8 protein-coding genes are annotated in these 22,873 nt (G+C 57.2%); 2 read left to right on the top strand and 6 right to left on the bottom strand.

The genetic code is table 11. From position 1 onward, the window contains the following. Nucleotides 1-25: 25 nt before the first annotated feature. From QRN53_RS15255 to QRN53_RS15230, 6 genes are all read right to left on the bottom strand, one after another. Nucleotides 26-5,605 carry an ATP-binding protein gene (locus QRN53_RS15255; protein WP_285244687.1) on the bottom strand — a complete coding sequence of 1,860 codons (5,580 nt, stop codon included), beginning with the start codon at nucleotides 5,603-5,605 and terminating at the stop codon, nucleotides 26-28. Between the two features lie 7 nt (nucleotides 5,606-5,612). Next, nucleotides 5,613-7,028 (bottom strand): hypothetical protein, encoded by a 1,416-nt coding sequence (locus QRN53_RS15250; protein ID WP_285244686.1) that lies wholly within the window; start codon nucleotides 7,026-7,028, stop codon nucleotides 5,613-5,615. Continuing rightward, a complete protein-coding gene (locus tag QRN53_RS15245) occupies nucleotides 7,028-8,818 on the bottom strand; it encodes a hypothetical protein (protein ID WP_285244685.1) in 1,791 nt (596 codons plus the stop codon). The genes QRN53_RS15250 and QRN53_RS15245 overlap by 1 nt, the downstream gene beginning before the upstream one ends. Nucleotides 8,819-9,737: 919 nt before the next feature. Beyond that, nucleotides 9,738-10,736: a PD-(D/E)XK nuclease family protein gene (locus tag QRN53_RS15240; protein WP_350224179.1), complete on the bottom strand. Its 999-nt coding sequence runs from the start codon at nucleotides 10,734-10,736 to the stop codon at nucleotides 9,738-9,740. Nucleotides 10,737-10,780: 44 nt separating this feature from the next. Beyond that, the gene (locus QRN53_RS15235; RefSeq protein WP_285244683.1) at nucleotides 10,781-16,171 is read right to left on the bottom strand and encodes a DEAD/DEAH box helicase; all 5,391 of its coding nucleotides are present in this window, start codon (nucleotides 16,169-16,171) and stop codon (nucleotides 10,781-10,783) included. A gap of 933 nt (nucleotides 16,172-17,104) precedes the next feature. Continuing rightward, complete coding sequence (locus QRN53_RS15230; protein WP_285244682.1) at nucleotides 17,105-19,021, bottom strand: hypothetical protein; 1,917 nt, start codon at nucleotides 19,019-19,021, stop codon at nucleotides 17,105-17,107. Between the two features lie 437 nt (nucleotides 19,022-19,458). On the opposite strand from QRN53_RS15230, the gene QRN53_RS15225 reads away from it, so the two are divergent. After that, nucleotides 19,459-21,144 carry an NERD domain-containing protein gene (locus QRN53_RS15225; RefSeq protein WP_285244681.1) on the top strand — a complete coding sequence of 562 codons (1,686 nt, stop codon included), beginning with the start codon at nucleotides 19,459-19,461 and terminating at the stop codon, nucleotides 21,142-21,144. 162 nt (nucleotides 21,145-21,306) lie between these two features. Continuing rightward, nucleotides 21,307-22,617, top strand: coding sequence for a hypothetical protein (locus QRN53_RS15220; RefSeq protein WP_285244680.1), 1,311 nt, complete (start codon nucleotides 21,307-21,309; stop codon nucleotides 22,615-22,617). Nucleotides 22,618-22,873 lie beyond the last annotated feature (256 nt).

Raw genomic sequence — 22,873 nt, 5'->3', positions numbered from 1 at the left:
GGCACGGCGCAGTGACGCGCGCGCATCAAAGCCCGTATCGCTCGTAGTACGGCACCACACTGATGAAGCGACCTTCGTCATAGCCCAGAGATTTGTACAAGACTTGGTGCTGGCGAAGGTCGGGAATTCTTCTGGGTACATCCGGCGAAAGGTCCGGCAGACCCAGGGAGGCAAGTTCACGTCCGCTAACGGACGGCACTTTGTGGATGAACCATGTCCGTAACGGCTGTCCGTAGTTCTCGCGGCCCTCCCTGAAATGCGAAAGATACTGGGACGCCAGCATGACCCCGTACCCGAACTGGCGACCTTGAAGCATCAAGTCCATGAGGACCTGAAAATCGTACCGCATGATGTTGACTGCCTCGTCGACCAACAGAAATGACTTCAAGTAGCGAAGCTGGTTAGGTGGGTCTCCCTGGAACGGCGGCTTGGGCGTCCTCAACATGTTGTCGTAATAGAGGTTCAGAAACAGGGCGACGAGGGCATTCTTGGCGCTTTGGTCCTGACCCAGTCGGTCCAGGGCAACGATGAGTACTTTGCCCTCGAGTAACGCCCCAAACGGCTTTAGATTTTCCCTGTCGGCACTAAATATCTGGCTAAGAACGAAGCTGTCGAGTATGGATGATACGGAATCTGGATTGCCCGACTTCCCCAAATAGGCAAGCCTGACTTCCGCGAGCGTTGGTGGCCTATTGTCATTCTGCTCATAGAGCTCCCTGACGGCCTCATTCAGGAGGCTAGCTTGGACTGGACCCACGCCCCGGTAGATCTTCCGGAGCACGTCGACGAAGGCTGCCGCCTGTTGGTATGGCAGCTTTGAATGTTCGCCAGTCACAGGCATGAATATGTTCACTGGTATCTGGTGTGGTTCCAAGACAACGCCGCCGACACGGCTAATAAACTCTTCCTTTTGGAAGTCGCCCTTATAGTCGAAGATCAACATGGACGTCACCATCGAAGGCTGCTTTTCGCGAGCTTGCTCCCTGATCTGGGCGATCAAAGCTTTCACGAGTTCGGTCTTACCTGTTCCCAGGTCGCCAACGATTCCGACGTTCATCTGATTAAGGTTCGTGGTGCTCGGCCAAAAATCCACCTCCGAGTTGCCCACGGAACCCAACAGGCTACCAACCTTGATTCGGACCCCGTCCCCAGCTATTCCAACCCGAGGATCGGGCTCCCCGCCCACATCTCGACCTGATTCCAAATTGTCGGAACCAGTCTGCGTTGCAGCGCCGACTCCCGATCCGGAAGACGGCTCCTGACCGCTAGGCATGCCCTGCCGTGACTCTGGATCGGCCGTTTGTTGACTTTCGGATCCTTCCTGGCCAACATTTTCGGCGATCAGCTCTTCGTCCGAAACGCCCCTGATAGGAAGTTCACCGCTGTCTGGCCCGGCCGCGGACCAGTCGACCAGCTTGGCCCAGCCCTCGATAATCCTGCTCTCATCAGCTGTGTCCAACGCCTCAAAGACTGTCGCGGTATCGGCAATTAACGCCCCAACTTGGAATTCGTCGCCGCCGACCGTGCCAGCGTAGAAGGCATCACCTGTTGACGTGGTCGCGCCATGTTGAAGGTATGTGAGGAGCGGCCTGCCCACACGAACCTTCATTCGACCATCCACCAAGGCCGATAGGCGACTAGCGAACTCACCCGGCGAACCGGCAAGAACGGGGTTAAGGCGCGCCGCTGTCTCTACCAAGGTGGCCAAGCTGTTCATCCAGATGACCCTGTCCGCCCCCGAGACTTCGCCAGCCCTGAGCTCAATGCCTGTCAACAGGCGGTAGCTGGCTTCGAGTTGCGCAAGGGGTTCCTTTAGTGCCGCCGAGGCTGGGCCGGGAAGCGTGGAGCCGATTGAATCACCTTTTAGGCCGTAGCATTTGATCTCTACCGGAGAAAGAACGATCTGTTCGTCATCCATTTCTATGAAAAGCAAGTCAGCACGACGCTGATGCTGGCCATGGTTGGCCTGCCCGGAGAGAGTACGCAGGAAATAGTCAGCAGCGTCGATTGGGAGAACGAATCGGTTCGTTGTTCCGGAAAGTGCCTTATCAAAAAGGCCAAACGTGAGGAAGAATCCGAGAGCGCCTGCGACGTGCGTGCCGCCCATGGAAAGCAGGGACGACAGGCCAACTCCACGGCTGCCAAGTCTCGACATGACTGACGCTTTGAGGGCAGACGTGTCCGCTTGCCCCGTGGCCTTTGTCAAGAGACTCTCAAGTTGATGCCCGAAGCTGTCGGGAACTTTGGCGATTGACACAAAGGGACGTCGTTCCATGAAAGGAACGTCCGCGGACCGTTCGAAGACCGGCGGCCGCCATTCCCACAGCATGCGCGCGCCTTCGCCGTGCGCGTCCATCAGCTCAGCCATGATCGCGGGGCTAAGGAACGATTCTCCCATCACGGTCCAGTCCGCTGTCACATCCGCTACGTCACGGCGCATCATCCCGGCTTCAACGACGCAAGCGGAATCGTCGGACTCACATGCCTCGAGGGCGCAGCTAAATGGGACCCAGCCCATATGCCCTGGAACCGCTGGCTGGCTCTGGCTGAGTCGCCTTTCAGTCAGCCGGTTGAGGTTGCTTTCAAATCGTCGAAGGGGCACAACTCCCAGCACACCGTAGGCCTCCCCGCCGTCCCCCACCCGGACCGTAGTGCCTGAGTCCTGCAGTAGCCGTATATTGCACCAGACCTTTGAGTTCGGACTTGGGACATACCTGGACCAGGTCAAGAGCATGTCGCGATTCTCTCGGACTAGTCTCGTTACGGCATCCCGGGGGACTGGGCCCTCGCGCATAACGGAGTCGAGCACCCTCACACCGCCTATCAGGCGTCCGGGATCGTCCTTACCCCATTCTTCCGCGACGGCGAGGACGGAATCGTCAATTTCGGTCAAGCGGATCTGGCGGTCCTGGGCATGCAAGTCGACCGTCAGTGTCGTGATGTGGGGATGCATCCTGCGGAAAGATCTCAGGGCAGCATCCACCGCTGTTGCATTCAGGCCACTCACTGCCGTTCCCGGTGTGACGGCATTTCCGATCCGCTCCGGGGGAGACAGCCTCCTGGGCCTTGACCGCCCAGGGGGAAGCATCATAGACCATCCCAGAAATATCTGGTCCTCCCCCGAGTCCGTGGGAACAGCCAACATCCGTCCAGAGCTAGACTCGCCGGGGCCAACTAGTGGAAGGTTCCATCCTTCGATTGAGCCCGCATGCTGCACCGAGTTCTTGGCTTCGAATAGTACATGTTCCACACCAGCCAGCCATGCCAGCCTTAGCGGATGGAGTGGGCTCAAGAGCACGGCCTGACAGCCTTCGTCCGCCCTGACATCCCATACGCTGACGGACATTGGGTAAGCCGCCCAGAAGACGTTCTCGTCCCTTCCCGTTGCCCGAGCAGCGTCAACGAGTTGCGTGTAAGCGTCCAAGTATTCGCCTAACTCCGCGGAGCCCCAGAGCGACCGCCAGGACGTCCGGGACGGCCATTCAAAATCGACGCCCTCACCGTGCACGTCTTTTCGCAGGAGGAGGCCGGCCAGGTCTAGGGCTCGAAATGCGTCTCGGAACCTCTCCGCTTCGGCGCCACGTACAAAGTCTTGCTCCACCTCGAAATAGCTGACACTGTCCAGAGCTGTTCGGGCGGCATCTGGCATGAGAATTGCACCGCGGTCCTGGGGACGCGCGTCGGCGACGCGCATCGACTCATTACTTGGCATCATGATGTGGCCAAGGGCGGCGATGATGGACTCGTCCCCGGCCACTATCCGGCTGGCATAGAACGATTCCGCTTGCCCACGGACTGAACCCTCGGTCGCTAGTTTGGGCCTGTCCGGTACGACTTGCTGCTTGACTGCAGCAGCGAGGAGCGCGGACTGGTGGCCCCCTCCAGCTGCCACGGGCCTCACACGGAACGTAGTTCCGCTGGCCACGAATTCGTTGTCGCCTGTGGGCGCGAAGCGGAGTGGGTACAGCCCCGCAAGTACAGGATGAACCTTGAGTGCGACGCCGTCCAACAGCGGTCGCTCCGCGGCGTCAGGGTGCCAAAGCATGACTTGGTAACCACCCGGCACGTCTGGAAGTTCGTCGGCGAAGTCCTGTTCGCGCTCATCCGGGTTGGAGGACGGAGTCCAATCCATTGGTCCGAGGTACGAGACCTTCCCGAGCGCACCCGACTTCTTGAATGGCGCTGCCGCCAGAAAGGACTGCATACCAGAAAAGACATACCCCTTGGCAGTGAGGTCGGTCCGCACCAAAGGCGCAAGCGGGTCGTTGGCCGTTAGCGAAACCCTTAGCGAGACAAAACGGAATGGCGCGGCCCTGCGCCCGTTTCCGCGAGGTTTTACGAACCTGCCAACGGCCAGCAAGCTTCCGTCTCCGGTTATCTCCACGTTCCCCACCCAATTTGCGATGTTTGCAGGCAAGACTTGAATCGCAAGCTGAGAGGAGCGGGTGACGTCTGGACCGATGCGCTCCAACGTCGGTATGCGAATCGCCAGAAGCTCGGATTGGAGCTGCCGTCCACCGGCGGATCCATCCGAAGACAAAGGAATCAGGAAGGGACTTTCTGGGAGTTCAGGGTCAAGCACGAGCGACCCTCCCCCCGCGAACGCGATATCAATAGTCAGGGAGTCGATGTCCTCACGGGCTGGACTCCTAAACTGTGCCTCCGTCAGTTCCGAGAAGCGCTCGATGTTCTCCGGAGATACTCCGATGACGTTGGCCAACCCCAACCATGCGTTGCCTTCGCGGGAGACTGTCTCATCGAGGTGGTCAATAGCGAAATCCTCGAGGGGGTGCTTGCCCCCGGCCGCTTTGACCTCTGGACGGGTAGCCAGCTGTCCTGCGCTCATCCGAAAGGTTTCCTCGTCGCTCCAGCACTCCGATAGGGAATCCCCCAGCGCTACTGCCGCCGATACAGAGGAAAGGAACGACCTTGCCGCGGCAGAGCTGGGTCTGGGCAACGCGAAGCACGCGTAGGCATACGTAGCCAAGGCCTCCAGCAGTTCCAAGGAGGAGCCGGTCGCCACTAAGTGGTCCAGTATTACAAGCAGGTTGCTTATTCCGCGATCAACATGCGCAAACCAGGCCGCGTTCCAGCTCCGTCCGCTGTCCGCCGACCGCGAATGTACAGTCGAAAGCGTGGATAGGCACGAAGAAAGAACCTCGGAGCAGCGTGCTCTTTGGCTCTCATTCAGCCGTTCGAGGCCGAACTCCCCGACAAGTTCATGCACCAATTGGTTTGATAGCTCGTGGATAGCCACTGCGCCTTCAGCCTGTTCCGGAAAGCTCTGGCCAAAGACCTCACGGAAGACTTGAACGAATGATGAAAGGTCCGGCTGCCGGCCGTAAACGACCGCCAAATGGTCGCCCTGACGGTATTGGATTGTGCGCTGGGGGTTCACACGCGGACAGTTCACATCCTCGAGAGACTCTTTCCCTGCCCTGACTAGAAGGGCAAACGGGGGTGTGGTCGGCCGAGCAGTATTGGCAGAGCGAACAATCTCCTCTGCAACCTCGCTTCCGATTCCCTCTGGGAGGTGAACGTGTACGAGGCCGCTGGTTGTTGCAAGGGCACGTCCGAGAACTTTGCCCAATGAAATCGACGCCATGATTCTCCTAGAAAGCGCTCTCGACAATAACGGCGTGGTCGGCGTCTGCGCTGCCGCGTGCCATCCCGGCCCGCTCAAGCAAAGACACGAGGTCGCCCAGTTCAGGCCGCATTCCTAATATCGTTAGGTCCCGTAAGACGTCTCCAACGTTGCACTGAGACCCGGGCGTACCACACGTGAGACTGGCAACAACTGCAATCCACTCCGTGCCAGGATCGATTACGAGGTACCTGCGCCCCCGCGTTTTGAGAATTCCGTAATAGTCCGTGAAAGGTCCGCTCGATTCGCGGACCTGCAGGCCGTACTTAACGGTTTCCCAAACAAGCTTTCCGGCTTCCTTTTTTTCTGCAATCTCGGCCGCTAGCGAGCGCCTGAAGTCACTTTCGGCCGCGCCGCGTAGAAATTCCATGGCGTCCTGCTGCCCGCCAAGTTCGTTCAACCGTTCCTTGAGGCTCTTCCTAATTCTTTCACCCCGCGAAATACGCCACTTGATGCTGGAACCAACATCGCGCACGGAAATAGACGATCGGCTCGATTGCCAAGGCAGCGGCGACCTGACTGTGGTTCGCAGCTCTTCAAAAGTGTCAGGCACGGAGTCCTGAATTATCGCGGCGCCCAGCGCCTCGTACCACGCATATTCCCACAGGAATCCGAGCCCCATTGCCAGCCGCAGGACCGTGGTTGCCCAGTCAACCCAGACTCGTGCGGGAAGCGCCTCGACCCACCCTTCAGAGGTCAGGGTCGCCCACGACTTGGCAAACCACTGATAGGGGGTCTCTGGATAGAAGCCGCACCAGTCGACGCTGTCTTCAGAGATAGGGAACGATGAGCGTCGCTTGCATGTATCGTCGAAGACCGTCGACATCATGGACGCATCAATTACGTTCAACAGCGGGTCCAGCTCCAGCCGCTGATCCGCGGCGCGCAGCCACAGCTGCGTGGCGGACTCCGGCGGCCCGCCGGGGTTATGGCCAACTGTGAATAGGCTTTCAATAATGGAGGCAAAGTCTGGTGGCCCCTTCTTCACCAAGACACCACGGGGATCTTGCATGAGTGCAAGAGCCGGCGTCATCGGGCTGGAGGGCTGGTTCCCCGTTTTCTCGATTCGGATCCCCATGACGCTCGACGCGACGGCCTCGCCCAAGAGAAGGTCAGGAGCAGCGGTATTCAGGGCCATTTTCTTGAGCCCATGTCCAAGCGCTTCTGCGGCGGCACCTGCTGGTTTCGTCGGCCGCAGCGAAAGGTACTGTGTCTCCTTGGCATCGGCCTTGTACATCAGGCCGACAGGCTTGCGCGCATCCGTGTCTGATGCGATGTCGTAGGCACGCCAAGCAAGCGACGAGAGCAGGGCCTCGGGGACTGAGAAGTACTCGGGCCGATTGAACGGGAGCAGGAGATGTTTCGCTTCGGCAACCCTGTCCATCAAGAGTCCTTCCTGTATCGCTGAGTTATTTGGACTTCACGATCGCCATCGGCCAGGCAGAACTCTGCCCCGTGTAGGTGAGACGATAGGAGCCGAGATGCTCGAATACGTTCCAAGCGTGGTGCGGTCACATCAATGAGGTCAGTGACGCCTATATGGTCGTCTACGCAGGCCAACGCCTCCCGGATCAACGGAAAGTCCAGGGACACTCGGCTCATGGTCGTTCCATCTGTCCCAATCACCAAAAGGACTTGCTCACCCTGTCCTTGCCGATCGGTTGAAAGTTCTGGTTCCCTGACGCGGACAGCTAGCTTCGGCGCCGCGGTTCTTCCGGTAATTGGCTCCGTCCTGCTGTCGTATAACGGCAAGAGGGACGAGCCAGATTCAGCCGGATTTCGCTTGGGCCTGATGAGGGTACGCAGCGGGGATTTCAAGTCATCCGGAAGGTGGGGGGACTGCACCCAGGTTCTAATTAGCATGTCCACCTCGCGCCGGAACGCGCAGATTCCGTGGGACACAGCGTATAGGCGCGTTAGGTAGGCCCCATACCAGCCGATGGCTTCCAACCGCTTCTCGTCCTTGAGCTCTGGCGACTGAAGTAACTGACAGAAAGCCTCGTCGAGACGCCGGTCAAAGTCGGTCACGACAGCGTGTAATGGACCATCCTCTGCCGCCGAATCAAGCAGGCTTTGTAGAGGCGTCCCGTCCGAGGCGTGGACACCGAAGGCGTCAGAAATACGAGTGGCCCAGCCTTCTCCCGGCGCATATGGGTTCGAACCTGGTACGGCATCGCTGACTGGGTCGACTGGGATGAGGAGCTTCAGGACTGGATCTCGCATTGAGCCGTCCGGTGCTGCCGAGCGTTCCCCAGCACCAAAGATGCTCTGGTTGAACCGAAGCGCCGATAGGATTCGCATGCGTTCAAAATCTTTCTCCACCCCCAGACCCGTTGGCTGGTTGGCCATGACAAACTCGCCCAAGTGTTCTCGAGGCATCCGGGATGGCGCATCACCCACCAAGGCGCGAGTCAGGAAACCCCAAAGTTCCCGATAGGTCATACGGGTTGCTGACATTAATTCAGCGCTTCGGGCAATGGTCAATAGCCCTGACCGCACCAACGGTGAGCGGAGCGACTGCAGATTGGCCACAAGAGGGTCGACCACGGTCTCCAACACGTGTCCTTGGGAATCGCTTGTTGGCTCTTCCACAGCCTCTAGGACATTGACCAACAAGTCGGCGGCTGGAGACCGCGTCGCCTGCATTTCTGGACGCTGCGTCAGGGGCACAATCCGGTATTCTTCAGCGGACACGCTGGAATCGGCCCCGATACTTATGGCGGGACGTTCCTCGAAAAGCGAGCACTCGTCGACGAACACTGCCAATACGTTGGCGACGTGCTCACCCATGTGGCTCAACTTGGCGGAACGGACAAAGTCCTGACCGGTCACGCCAGTCACCTGCCACGACGACTCAATCGGGCCGGTCGGAGGAGAGCCGTACAGCCAGCGCACCAGTACATCTCCCGCGGTCCAGTCGTGTGAATCACGGAGCCGGGACTCTGACATCTCCTCAACCAGGACGCCTCGGTTCACACATGCCATCAAATGGCGCGAACGGGACGGCGGGACCGCTCCCATGCCGACGCCTGCAACCCGATCAATGTCCGAAATGAGCGGAGCCCGATTGGAAGCCTCCAAGTTGATCGTGGCGTCGTTGACGACGACTAGATCAGCCAGCGTCCCCCTATATTCGTAAAGTCGATGTGCCAGTCCTTCTTCGAGCTCGCTCATGAGGCGCATGCCTTGTACCACGTGCGCCGTGGCATGGGATTTTCCCGCGCCTGGCCCTCCGACCAGGAACAGGAATCGAGGAGGGCGCCCAGCAGATACGCCCGATTTCAGCCATTCACAGGCCTCTTCTACGCCGGCGGGACGTAGTGCAGACGGCCAAGACGAATCCACAGGGTGGTCGGGCCGTGCCGCGACATCGGTTCCTCCTGTTGCCCGATCCCATAAACCGGCAAGGCCATCCCAAGGATTACCACTTTTCAAGTCTGGGGCTGAAGCGCGCAACGGACCTCTTTCGTTGAAGGCTGAGGACAGCTGGGGGGCTTTGGGGGACGATTCGGAGGGCAGTAGATAGATTGTGGTTGGAGCTACAGCCCCTTCAGACCTTCGTTTGTCCCCGCTTCTCGCCGCCTCAAGGACGGCTATGCGGAGAGCCTCCTGAACATGACTTCGCGGTTTGTATCCAAGGACAAACGGCAGGCCGGCCTCTGCGAGAACATGGCTGATATTGCAGAATTTGAACTCAATGGAGCCTTTGCTCCGACCAGTTAGCGCTTGGACGTGTCGGTTATGAGCAATCTTCGAGTAGGCCTGGCCGTCCCTTTCACTTGCGAGCATTGCAAAATACGCTCTGACAAGTTCACCCGTCTCGTCTTCGTTCCAAGGCTTCGATTCCCCCACCTTGAAAAGATACATCGCCGCAACAGCGTTTTGTGTACGCGACTCGAGTCCCTCGCCGGCACTGTCAACTCCAACCTGCAGGACTCCGGCAGGTGTTTCTCGCGATGAGAGGAACTCGACGAGGCAGAGGAACGCGAAAGGCGGCCTTCAGTGCTCGCGCATCATCCGTTTCCAAGGAGGTAGCATCGAGGGTTCCAGCACCATCGGGATTGAAGGAAAAGCTCCAGCGCAGCGGTTTTTGCTAGTCTTCATCGCCCAAATATTGAGGCATGAGAGGCTGAGACGAGAGCATGAGCTCTGTATCAGCCCTCGCCCGATAGTGCACGTCAACACCGTCTTCGTTGTAAACGCGGTTCAATCGGACGCCGCGTAGGTAGGAGTTTGACGACCCCTCGAGCCCCTCCGTTCTTTCAGGGGACGCATCGAGTACCCACGACAAACCCTGACCCGTGTTTACGGCATATGAAAGACGTTTGTTGTCACTAACTCTCTTGTCGACCACCTCTCCGGCGACAACGTCTGCCCAGCCGGCGGTCAGCGCGGCCTGCCACTGGGGTTCGCAGCGGAGCCTACGCGGGCAGTAGTAACAGTAGGAGGAATCAGGTTTCGCCAGCTGGTCACGTCCTGCTTCGGACAGAAGGGCGAACTCTTGGACACGGTCCACGATTTGCCTACCGTACTCTTCGTCGAACGGCACCTCTACAATCCCCTGGCTTGGGCTCACAACAGCCAAATGTAGCTGACGATCTGGATACAGGCGTGAGACAACTAGGCCGTAGGCGGTCATTTGGGTACGGACAGAATCCGAAGCAAGCTTAGCCGCGGTGACGGCATTTCTGCCGGTCTTGTAGTCATACACGTGCGCCGTTTCCTCCTCGATAATAAGGAGATCGATGACGCCGCGGATTCCCGAAGCGGAGTCTCTCACCGCCTCTTCCGGAAAGATTTTGTTTGGCGCCACAGCGGAAAGTCTCTCTCGGAGAGATCGCCCCAAGTTCCTAACCCTCATGCCTAGCAAGCGGCCGCCGGGCTCTTCGTTCACTTTGATTCCGGACCGCAAGCCTTCAAGTTCGTATCCGCGCCTTAGAAGGCTCCCATCTTCATCTTCAACCCATATTCCTTGCCGCGTCCAGCGTTCTAGGGCTCGGTGTGCCATCGAGCCAATGTCCGTGCCGAACGATGACGCGGGCCTAGGTACTGGCGCCGAGGCGGAAGCCACGCCGGAGGCTAAGCAGTACATCAATCGATGAATGCTGGTCGCCCCCACCCAAGTTCGCGAGCTGGTCACGAGGTGCCGGATTCAGCAAGGTTCTGCATCAATTCCAAAGCTATTGCTGGCGTTCGATCTAGCGAAAAATCGTCTACGAACACAGGGGTATGTTCAGGAAACTTTTCTTCTGCCTCCAGGATCAGTTCACAGATCCTTTCTGTAACACATTCATCGGTGACCCCTTCGAGGGGATGGTGGGGCAGGATGAGGAAGTCGCCGCGACCCGGATGGCTACTCGCGAGCACGGGACCGGCCTCCAACTCATGCACGTCACCGTCGTTAGCAAGGCGCCACTGTTCCAGCAAGGTCCGCTGACGCTCGCGGTTCACGGCGACGGATACCCCGGACAACAGACGGTGCACGTCACGGGCAAGGCGCCAGTCAAGAAGAGGATGGAAAGCCATATTCTGGTAGTCTCGCAGGCACCCGTAGCAGGCACCCCGGCAATCGCTAGCATGTTCCGATTCCTCGAGTCGAGCTAGGATCTGGTCGATAGCTACCCTGAATTTTTCAAAGTTTTTCGAATCACCCAGGCTAGTAGCAAAACCCGCGCCATTCTCAAGCTCGTCTGCAATGAATGCATAAGATGTCGAAATCCCGTTCTGCATAGTTGAAAACAGGCCAGCGATAAGCTCGTTAGGCTGAACATCAAGATGAAGGGCAGCCGTCTTACGCAAAAGGAAAGCATACGAGTACCAAGCAGCACGCCGACCGTCAATGCGGTCGGTTTGTCCGTTTAGTTGCTGGCCTTCGGATGTTAGATCTAGTCTCCACCCGTTCGCGAATTTCGGCGTCTTTGGTCCAACAAACAGAAAATCAGTTGGTTGAATCGCGCCGAGGGCAACCCGCACTGCATTGCTGGACATTTCTTCAGTAATGTCAGATGTGAAGTGAGAACGTTCTACAAACTTTTTTCCACCAGCCAACGACAAGAATTCGAAATCTCGACCCCCATTGTCGTTAATGACATACTTGAAGGCCTCACCCCTATATGTAGCAAAGTCGCCGTGTGTATCGGGCGTGAGTTTATGCAAGTCAACCATGGCCCGTACAGGAGTTGCTCCGGGAACCCAAGAGAAGTTGCCGTCGAAAGGCCGGCGGTCCTTACTGGCCGAAAAGCCAGCGGGTTGTCGCAAATCTACGAATCTGGCAATGCCCGGTTCAGCTGAGCACTGAGGGCAGGGTAAGTTCTGCTGCTGTGGTTCCGGGCTCTCACATAAGAAGGCGCATCGGCGACATGTTTGGACGACTCGAGACTTACCCATGGGATCCGCCTCAAGACTTGGGCGTGGATACGTGGGTACGTAGTTAGCTACTCCTTCTGCCCTGTATATCCAACCGTCCTTAATCAATTCACTACCAGGCGCAAAGGAAGACACTGCCAGCACTGCATCCCGATCAATTGTTGCTTTAGGAGGCCAGGGGTAGCGGTTTTCCGGCTGCTTCAAAAACAAATTCTTGGACTGGGACGGGAACCCAAACATTGGAAGCACTCCAGACTCCGCAAGTCGCTGACTAAGCTCGTCATGCCCCTTTGTATCAGCAGCAACAGAATCAACCCTAGGAATCAGCCATTCAACGGTTTCCTTCGCGAAACTTTCTGTATTGGAGGCTTGGGGCGTGGCTTCAAGGAGTGCTTTCGCCGCATGCAAAATAGTGGAACTATTTTCGGAAATCCATTTGACTATTAACGGACGCACCGTCTGCCAATCTTGGGAAAATCCAAAGCGACCGTGGGTGTTGACTGTCGTAGCCAGATCTTCCTCTGCAATCGACTCTGCGTTCGCATGGAAACTCATTCTCAGCACTTCGGAGGAAAGTGCTCTTCTTGCAATGGTGACGCTGTCCAGGGCCAGATATGGAGCCGGAGTTGGGGCCGAAGTTATCTCCCTAGGGTCGGCGAAATAATGATCGTCATGGCTTCTTGGACGACAAACTGTGAGGGCAACCGCCATTGGAGCCCCCCGCCTGCCTGCACGCCCAACCCTCTGTTGGTAGTTGAACCGGGTGGGCGGCATGTTCCCCATCACCACTGCGTCAAGAGCACCGATGTCGACGCCAGCTTCCATAGTCGTAGTTACGGAAAGGATGTCGACCTCATCAGCCAGGGGAATGTCCCGGTCCCCGAGGAAAACCTTCTGGAAGCGAGCCTGCCGCAACTGTGCATCACTTCTGTCAGTCTGTCCGGTCAATTCGGCGCAGTTCAGTCTGAAGGCGCCCTCTTCAGCCGTGGCACGGCGGGCATAGTAGTCGACACTTGCAGTAACATCGGCCGACTCTTCGGGAAGCAAGTTACCGCATCTGGTGCATAAACCTACCCCCGCAACCATGTGTATACGACGGCATCTTCCACACCGAAAGACGGAATCACTAGCTCGTCGAACATACACTCGCGAGGGCTCTATCAAGTAGGTCTTGACCGCTTCGCCCCATACGGCAAGTACTTTCTCCCTCAGCTCATCCTTATCTAGGTTGTGTCGTTCGCAAACTCTTGTCCAGAATTTTTTAAGAACCGCTGGCGGCTGTTCAAGTTCCTGGCGGAGGCCGACGAATCTCTTTTTTTCCGCCAGAATACGAAGACTTGACTGGGCTATCGCAGCGTAGAGGTCCGTCGTGGCGTCCGGTTCTCCCTGCCGAGTGGTGGCGAGCCAACCGAGTCCTATCGATTCGAAGTCACGGCCAGCTCCTGAAACAAGGGATTCCTCCACGTTGTATACGAGGGATCCTTCTATCTTCTTGAATAGGAGTTCCAATGAGGGGGAGACGACCGATTTCACTTCCGGAACTGGAGTGCTGAAGTCATAGATTCTGGTCCATGGCACTTCGCGATTTCCCTCGCCAGCTTCGGCCGTCCCAGCCAAATCGACCCCAGGCCCGCCCGGGTTCATTCCTCGTGATAGGAATTCCTCCCTCACACGTTTGGCCAGCTCTAGAACAGAGGGCGCGGCTGTGAGCTCTGCTATTACTTGTTGCTCAGTTTCGTCAGAAAGACCCGACCACACATTCTGCAGCCGCGCCAGCACAGCAGGGTTTTGATCCTTCAGCGCATTAGCCGCAGCGCGGTTAGGATCCGATCTGTCACCCGAAAAAAATGCCCGTACTTGAGATATGTCGGGGAGGCCCTGACCGTGTGAGTTTAGGGATATATACAGGAGGGATCGAACACTATCTTGGTAATGGTTAAGTGCAATTCCTGATGCGAGCTTCGCGGAATCCTGCCGACTGTCTGCAAAAATTATGCATTTTCTATTTGCTTCATCGAGCTGGCGCATCAGCTCGGTTATTAAAACTTGATTGACTTTTTCAAAGCCTGTTCGCATTGTACGAACAGAGGATCGCATTGCTCGTGCGTCTGTCGGCTTTATCCGGCCGCCAGAATCATAATTGATTCGCCAGTCATCGCCGCAGGCGGGACAACAGACCGGGAATGGCTGAATCGATTCGGGAGATCGGTCTTGGGGTTTGTTTGCAACTGCCCTAAAGGCCCAACCAGTGTGACTACCATCAGTCGACTTAAGGCGTCCCGCAGCTGGATTTAGGACGACAGGGGCGAAGTTATACGAAACTCTTCCGCCGTCGGGGCTAGCGTCCTTAGCAATGACCTCCGGCTGACGAGGATTGGGCCAATAGACTACGTAATTATTGGCAGTTCGTTCCAGAGAGACATTGTCGGGCACCATGGAAACATCAGGGATGTCCGACAGCAAAGCTAGGCTTAGTGCCTTCTTCTGGGTTGCACCGGCAGTCGTATAGCCCCCAAGGAGGACATCACCACAGCTTTGACAGTATAGGAGTTCCAGCACCCTGGCGCCGCATCCGCAACGAGGAGTCGCGACTGCATGGAGCCTCCCGATGCTGGCAGGCTGCGACCGGGTGTTGGGGATCTCCCGACAGTTCGGGTCGCTGCACGCCCACATCCCGGGGATATTACGGAAGAACAAGTGAGCACGTAGTTTGGGCCAAGGAATATCAGGGCGGCTCTGCGCCAACTTTAGGAGCCCCTTCGCTGCTTCGGCTGCGTGGCCGGGATTAGATGTTGAAAAGAGCCTGGACCCTAGGTCTTCAATAGTTCGGACCTGAGGCGCAATACCGGAATTGGGCGCGTCATAGAATGCGTCTTCCAGCGCGGCCGCAAGTGCAGCGTCTGGTTCAATTTCTTCACCGAGTAGTGCATCGGTGAGTTCCGTGGTGTCCTCGGGGGCGGTTTTGCATCTCTGTACCGAACCGCCCAGAAAGTCAAAAGACTTCGTGGGTAAGGCAAAGAAATCGGCCAGATAAGCGGTGTCGCGTTCCGGCTCCAGGGAAGCGGAAGCGGCAATAACACGAAGCTTATGAGGTGAAGTGTCTAGTCCCAGTCGCTTTTTCAGGTTACGGAGGAGGTAGGCCACCTCAGTTCCCGCGGTTCCCCTGTAGGAATGCATTTCATCCAGAACTATGGTGAACACGTTATCGTCGTGCTCCTCGAGCCAAGCCCGGGTAGAGGCGAAAAAGGAACTTTCCGTTTCCCGAAGCATCATCACATTCAGCATGGAGTAGTTGGTGATAAGCAGGTCAGGCGGCGAATCAATCATGTCCCACCTGCTGAACATCTCTCCTCCGTCCAAACGAGGAACGAAGAATTCACGACCTTCACCGGCGCGTCGAGCCGCATCGTGAAGAGAAGCTGCGTCGGTCATGAGGGTACGCAGTAGCTCCACTTGATTTCTATTCCCTGGCACCCCAGTCACAGGAGTAGCGCCTGTATACCGACCGAAATAGAAGCGATGGCCTTTCCGATGCTGGTCCAACCACTCATGGGCAGCACTGCTGTCGAGAGCCCGTCGCAGCCTGACAAGCTGGTCGTCAACCAGAGCATTCATAGGATAGAGAATTAAGGCACGAACTGCTGGCGTCCGTCCCGCAATTCTTGGCCGTGTAGGAGAATAATCAGACCTTGCCTTCTCCCACCATCGACCTGCCTCCGGACCCGGCTCCTTCCAATCTCGCGATTCCCGTAGAAGCTGTCCGATCAGGGGAAGCAGGAAGGCTTCGGTCTTTCCAGACCCTGTACCAGGAGTAAGAACGACGTTCCTCTGGTTCTTGAGTGCCGAAACGAGGGAGCTTTCTTGATGTGTATAAAGTTGAAGGCCTGACTCCAACAGGCCACTAGTCAGAAAGGCAGACTCATCAGAAGTCAGGCCGGCCATGGCAGCAGATTCTCTTACTTCCCTGCCAGTGGTCTCATATGCTGCCCTCAATTCGAGCAGAGGCTCCCGGTACAGTCCGCCGTCACGGTCCAAGAGCGCCCTTCGTTCTTCCATGAGTGATTCATTAGCCAGTGCAAAGGGCGTGTCATAGTAACTCAAGAGTGCATCCTTGAGCGATACGAAAGAACCGTAGGCATCAATGCCTTTGCTAGATGACATTAGACTTCTCCTGGCGACTAAAAGACGTTTCTAAGGAATTTGACGTTAGCGAATAACATATGGCTTCAAAGGCAGTTCGCGGAATATTCTGAAACAGCAAATTTCGCTCCGCTGTATTCTCCGGAAGCACGCCCGAACAGGCCGACAAAAGTTCAGCGTGCTGAGTTGGGAATATAAGCGCGGATGGAACCTGCAGTTGTCCCGTCGGGGAGTTAGTCCCGGATACCCAAGCCAATAGCCGGTGCTGGGCCTCTGCTGAAACGAACCATTGACCCTCTGGACGGCTTGTGTGGTACCAAATCTCCTGGATGCGGATCCAGTATCGTGCGAGACCCAGCCCCTGTTGCCGATAAAGGCCATCGCCTCGTATGAGAGAAACGTCCCTGTACGTATAAGAATTAGGATCATATTTCTGAACCGGCGCTCCCGCGTGTGAGGGGCCGGCCGCCGTCGGAAAGTTCCCAATTCGTGAAAGCTTTGAAGCGAGTTGCTCCACATATGCGAGCTCGAATGGAATCCCGAGTAACCTGCAGCTGCTTGCTAATTCATCTAGATCATCGAACTCGACCAAGATCGTTTGCGGCAGGTAACCTGTTCCGGTGCTCGCACCACCCGCGCAAATCCCTTTGGGGAATAGGCCCGCATCTGCTAGCTCACTGAGAGTAGTGGCGCTCCTTCCACCTCGAAGTGCTGCGAGTGCCATCCCCCCCGGGAGCAGATGCATCCTTGGCTTCTTGATTTGCCAGCGCCCCGTCGACCAATCCACAGAGATATAACCAAGATGCTGCAGTTGCTTTACTGCACGTCGTGCGCTGCTGGACACATCTGGGCCAAGCTGTTCTCCGAAGTAGCTCGAGATGGTCCGAATTAGCGGCCCATAGCTTCCCCCACACTGAGCCGTCAGCCAAAATAGGAAAGTATCAGCCCGATCCATTACAACCTCAAAGTCCGTCTAGCCTGATAGAGGACATTGAGCCATGCGGCACTTCGAGTGTTCAGTGCTTTGTCCTCCAGTAACGTATTCCACTTTCCGATGGAGACTTCGGCTACACTTTGCCTTACCTCCACGTCTTCGTGCAGTAATTCTTCTACTGTGCGAACGGTTCCCCTGCGCAAGGTGATCAGCCAAATGGCGTCTGGAGGAATAGATAAATCAAATCGAGATCCGTCCGCATAACCGGCACGTTCAAGCCACTGGGGTGTGACTGGAGCCGTGGCTTCAGAAATTGATCCGAACTTATGAACTATAAAGTAGCTAGCGCTTCGAGAAAGGATCTTCCGATCCTGACCTGAAGCGAGAGGCTGCTCTTTTTCGTCATGTCGCGGCTCAAGGCATTCACCAGTTGAAGATGAAAGGCTGTTGTGGTCGGGACGTACTGTCTCAAACTCCAAAATGTCGGAATCGTTTATGAGTAGAATGTGCTGCCCAGGGGCCGGGACAACCAGCTTATGCAAAGGAAGAGGGCTTCCGTTTGCGCGAAGTTCGGTTTCCGGTGAGTCATCTAAAGAAAGCGAATACGCTCCGAACGGGGTCGCGGGAACAACCAAATCCGGTTCGCCACCAACGAGGAATACGTCCACCCCTGAGTGTGTGCGTATCCCGAGCCCATTCACAAGCCTTGGCCTCTCGGCAGCCTCTTCAGCTGAGGCTTGCCCAAATCCAAGCCAGTCTCCTAGTCGCGTATCACTAGAGTAGTCCGATATCACAACTCGAAGGAATAGGTCCCAGCCGCGAACAATCTGGCGAGGCCCTCCAATCCGCTTGTAGCCCTGCACACTTACAGTATCGAGGAGGGTTGATAGAGCTTCCGCTTGATCATCCCTCACAAGTAAGACCATCTCCTCATAAGGATCGGCCCCGTTCGTCGAAACCCAGTCTCCAGACACTGGATCGATGGCGAATATCCAAACTTTACGCGGCCTTAGCAGGACGCGCCCTCCTTCTGGATTGGACCAGGTACGGCTGATGTCAATTGACTCCGGTACGGACTCAGGCAGGCCTGAGGAGGTATAAAAGTTCCCAACACCACTGGTACTGAGACGAAGCTTGACCCCTCCGCTATCCACGGCCTCGAAAAAATCGATGTCGTGACGGCGAGGAACAACCCATCGCGACTTCCATTCGTCGAGATCCAGCCGCATCTGCACATGAAAAGTGGTTTCGGCCTGTTGTACCTTTGCTTTCCCGTCCCAATTTTTCACCAAAATCGAAAGGACTGACGCCAAGACAAGTCGCCCTGATCCCAGGGTATCCTCTTCCAAGGTCCGGGACATCGTCCTGGAAAGGCGCTTATACTTTCGATTCCATCGGGCCAACTCTTCTAGGAGTTGGGTTTGTTTGAGCGTGTTTAGTTTGGCGCTACCGACCTTGTAAAAAAAATCACTTAGATTGAGGGCGTCCTGCTTGGACATTACGGCTTGAGAGCGGGCGTATCCAATACGGGAAAAGTGGTCATCCTCCAAAATTGTGCTCGCACCCAGCCAGGCTTGATCTTCAATCCATTGATGCAGAGCGCGCCAGATGTATGCAACGTCATCATAGGAATTAGCAAGCTGGTTTGCAGTGAAGGGGTGACCCAAAATTTCTTGGAGACGCCCGTAGTACATCAAAGGGCCGCCCTTATCGTCTGCGCCCATATCGGCGGCCGCAACGACAGTGAGTGCTAATAGGGGAAGTATCGGCGGGGTAGCATCTAGGGCCGCTTCCTGCCATCTGTCCAAACGCTGCCGGATCGGATTGAACACGTGCCGCATGGACGCCGACCGTAGATTCTCGGCAACAGCCTGGGCCAAAGACTCAATTGGCGCGTCGAAGAACGGGAAGTTCTGGTGCAACAATTCGCGATTCACGAAAAGAACAACGGGCTCCTTGGACGACCGTCCCCTTATCAAGACGGTGTCAAGTTCCTTCTGCCACCGATCGTAATCCCACCGATCCAAACTTATGCCCCACGCTTCCTCGCTCAGTTTGCTAATACTAGTCCTGATGCAGAGACCTCTTCGTCAAGCTGTCCAAAACTAAGTGGATCGTGATGCGGCTACTGATCCAATCCGCGCAAAGATCACGTATCGATAACGGGCGGCAGTACCCACTGGGTTAAGGGTTTAGCACTGGAAGTGACCAAGCTTTGCGACCGCCACTTACTGCTGCGAAGCCCCACACGCTGTCAGTACCGAGGGTCTGGAAAATCGCCCACCTGCCAGCAGTAGTGCACTGCCAAGTTGGGGGCTCCGCTAACGTTGTAAGGGCAAAATCGGGAGGCCGGTTTATCAATATGGGGGCGACAATGAGGTGCATTCCGGAAGAACCGGAGTTCGGCGAGGGACATCACGCGGAGAAGGCCGTCTGGACCTCCCTGCGGAACAGCCTCCCCGATGACTGCGTCCTGGCCCACTCGGTCCAAGTCCGCAATGGCCGGAACGAATACGAGATTGACCTGCTGGTCCTCTGGCCCAACGTTGGCATGGCGGCGATTGAGGTCAAGGGCGGCCAGGTCAGCATCATGGACGGGCAGTGGTACCAGTCGGACCGCACCCAGAAGCGCAGGATCCAAAGCCCCGTGGCGCAGTCCCAAAGCTCACTCCACGCCCTCAAGAACTGGCTTGAGCAACAACTCGGTGCACGCTTCAGCAGTCGAAGTATCTACATGGTGAGCCTTCCCTATACCGACGTTCCCTGCGGCTGGGCCATGGCCGGCTGCCCCCGGCCGCTCATCCTCGACCAGACCGAGAGCAAGTCCCCCGCCGAGCTCGTCCGTCAGGCCATCGAAAACGAAGGCGGCGGCGCCGCCCCTCTGGCCCCGGCTTTCTTGGAACGCCTCGTCGGCAAGTTGGGCGGAAACCTGGACACTACCGTCGTACCTTCCACCACCGCGCAGGAGGACGAAGCAGCACAGGACCACCTCACGGAGCGCCAGTCCGTGCTGCTGGAGGCGACCCGCTCACTCCCCCGGATCCGCTTCACCGGCGGTGCGGGGAGCGGAAAGACGTGGCTCGCCGTCGAAAAGGCTCGCATGCTCAGCAAGCAGGGCAAGCGCGTGGGCCTCTTCTGCTACAACAAGGGCCTTGGGCAGTACCTTCAGGACCGTGTGGCTACATGGCGACAGGCGAAGCCGGTGTTCACGGGCGAGTTTCACGAATACGTGCGCGGACTGGGCGTCCCCAACGGCAAGGGGCAGGACTACTTCGACGTCGAGATGCCACGTCTTCTCAAGGAACTCGCGGCTGGGATGAATCCCCAGGAGCGGTTGGACGCCGTGGTGGTCGATGAGGCACAGGACTTCGCGCCTCTCTGGTGGGAAGCGCTGCTCGCGTGCACCACGGATCCCTCCGCGAGCGAAGTGTACGCGTTCATGGATGACCGGCAGGATGTCTACCAGCGTTGGGGAGGCGCGACGGCGGACCTCACTAATGGCCCGATGGCGTCCCTGGTGCCTATCCACATCAACGACAACCTCCGCAACACCCGCAAGATCGCCGAGTCCTTCCGGCCCTTCGCGGGCGAACATTTCACACCACGCGGGAGCACCGGCCTGCCCGTACGTTTCGTGGACTGCCCCACGGAGGACGCTCTCGAAGTCGCGGGCGACTGCGTCGAGGCGCTGATCGAGGAAGGCTGGGCCAACAACCAGATCGCGCTCCTCACCACGAAGGACCGGCACCCCATCCACTTGGACTATTTTAAGCGGGAAGCCACCGAGGAGTACTGGCGGGAATTCCACGCCAACCAGGCTGAGTTCTATGGCCATGTACTGGGATTCAAAGGCCTGGAACGTTCCGTGGTTGTTCTCTGCGTCAACGGTTTCAAGGACATGGGCCGGGCCCCGGAACAGCTGTACGTCGGGCTGTCAAGGGCTCGGAGCCTGCTCGTGATTGTGGGTGATTCAGGGCTGCTGGAAAAGGCAGGGGGCCGAGAGCTGAAGCAGGCCCTGTCACGTACGCAGGCGTGGAAACCGACGCTAAACGGTGGGTAGTGGCGGCGCTCACCCGCGAATATGTCACGGGACATCACACGGGCCACGGCGACTTCGAATCGCCGACACGACACGGCAGTCGATACGGTCTTGCATCATGATGTCCGGAATGGTGTCGCTACCATCGTTAGTAAAGACTTTCATTTTCAGAGGGGACAAAGCGTGACCGGTGATAATCAGGACCTCGTGCCAGTGTGGGCGCTCTCTACTGAGCCGGTCAGTGTGACAGATGTGCTGGGCGAGGGAGAGATGACTCCGCCTCGACTCGCAGAACTAAGGACCGTCCTCGCAGCACTTGCCGATTCGCCCGTTGCGACACTTGAGGCACATCCCATAACCACCCCACGTGATCGAAAGGGTGCTATTCCGCTGGGATCGGCCAGTCCCCTCGCACAACAGCTAGCTCAGCTCGTCTCTCAGACCGCAAAAACGGCCCCCTCAAAGCTGAACATCGGAGCCAGCGGTGAGGTTCTCTATCGGATGGTAGTGCCGGCAAAGGTTGCCGCTCAGGTAGGAAGCGGACTCGTGCAGCCCATGGCTTCGAAGGCGGTGGCGGGAGGCATCCACAGCGCTCTTCGCACCCCGAGCGGCATTGCAGCACAGGCCACTTTTGTTCCGGTTGCCGGTCAGGCAGCAGTCGCGGGGGCAGCTACAGGATCGGCCGCAACCGCTGGTGTCGCTGTCGCTAGTGCGGGGGCGCTGACAGTTGCTGCCCCCCTCGTGCTGATGGCGGTTGCCGTGGGCGTGAGCGCCCACGCCGAACACCAGCGACAGCAAGCGATTGAGCGGATTACTGACCTGCTGGAGCAGCTACACGACGATAAGCTCGAGCAGGAACGCAGCGAGCTTGGCGCTTGCCGTGACGCCATCGATAAAGCGACCTCCGTCCTTCTCGATCGGGGTAGGGTGGGTCTTTCCCTGGGCCTAGATTCCTCGTCTTATGCAATCAGCGTGGTCATCCACGCAACAGAACGCAGACTCAGTAAATGGCAGGATGCGCTGGCAGCGCTCCCTGAGGGGCCAGTCGAGCTGGATCAGCTGACGAAGTCATTTCCCGGTATTAACGAGGAAGGCGGAACGTTTCGTGCCCACCTTGAGATCGCTCGGCTTGCTATTGCCCTGAAACGTCGCGTGCTGGTCCTCCAGGCGGTTGAGCACGCTCAACAGGACACAGAGAACCCATTCAAAAGTTTCATCGGTGCACTACGTGACGACGAGCAACGTATCAATGAGTTGGAAGCTAACATCAACACGGTTCTTTCCCGGCTGTCGAATATAGAACTGAAGCGGGGAGGCGGTTTCCTCAACCTCATGGTCACTCAGGGAGAAGTGGACAACCTGCTTAAGGCGGCATACCGCCTGCGTGATTTTGGACCTGGCCTGAACGGAAGCAGCGGACAAGCCGACGTTGCAATTGAGATCGAACGGAACAAGGACGGATCGATCGTGGTATTTCCGGCAGTTGCCGCCTGAGCTGACGTGACTGCTTGGCCCAACGGTCTGGGCCCTAAAATTCATGGAGAGCAAAACTTAGGTGTTGAAAAGTTGACAGCCAAATGTAAAAACCCTTGATGCTTCTACGCCATGTCGACTTATTCCCCATCGCAAGCAAGTTCTGCCACAAAGGCCCTACATATCACCAATTCTTTTTCTAACTAGATTTGCCGCAAGCCTGGGACTGCTGAAGGTTTGATTGACACTTTGCCTGTGAGGATTTGATCCTTGCGGG

It is taken from the genome of Pseudarthrobacter sp. fls2-241-R2A-127, from assembly GCF_030209355.1.
In the GTDB taxonomy this organism is placed as follows: domain Bacteria; phylum Actinomycetota; class Actinomycetes; order Actinomycetales; family Micrococcaceae; genus Arthrobacter.
The sequence above is the reverse complement of the archived record's forward strand: the minus strand, read 5'-3'. Positions and strand labels throughout refer to the sequence as shown.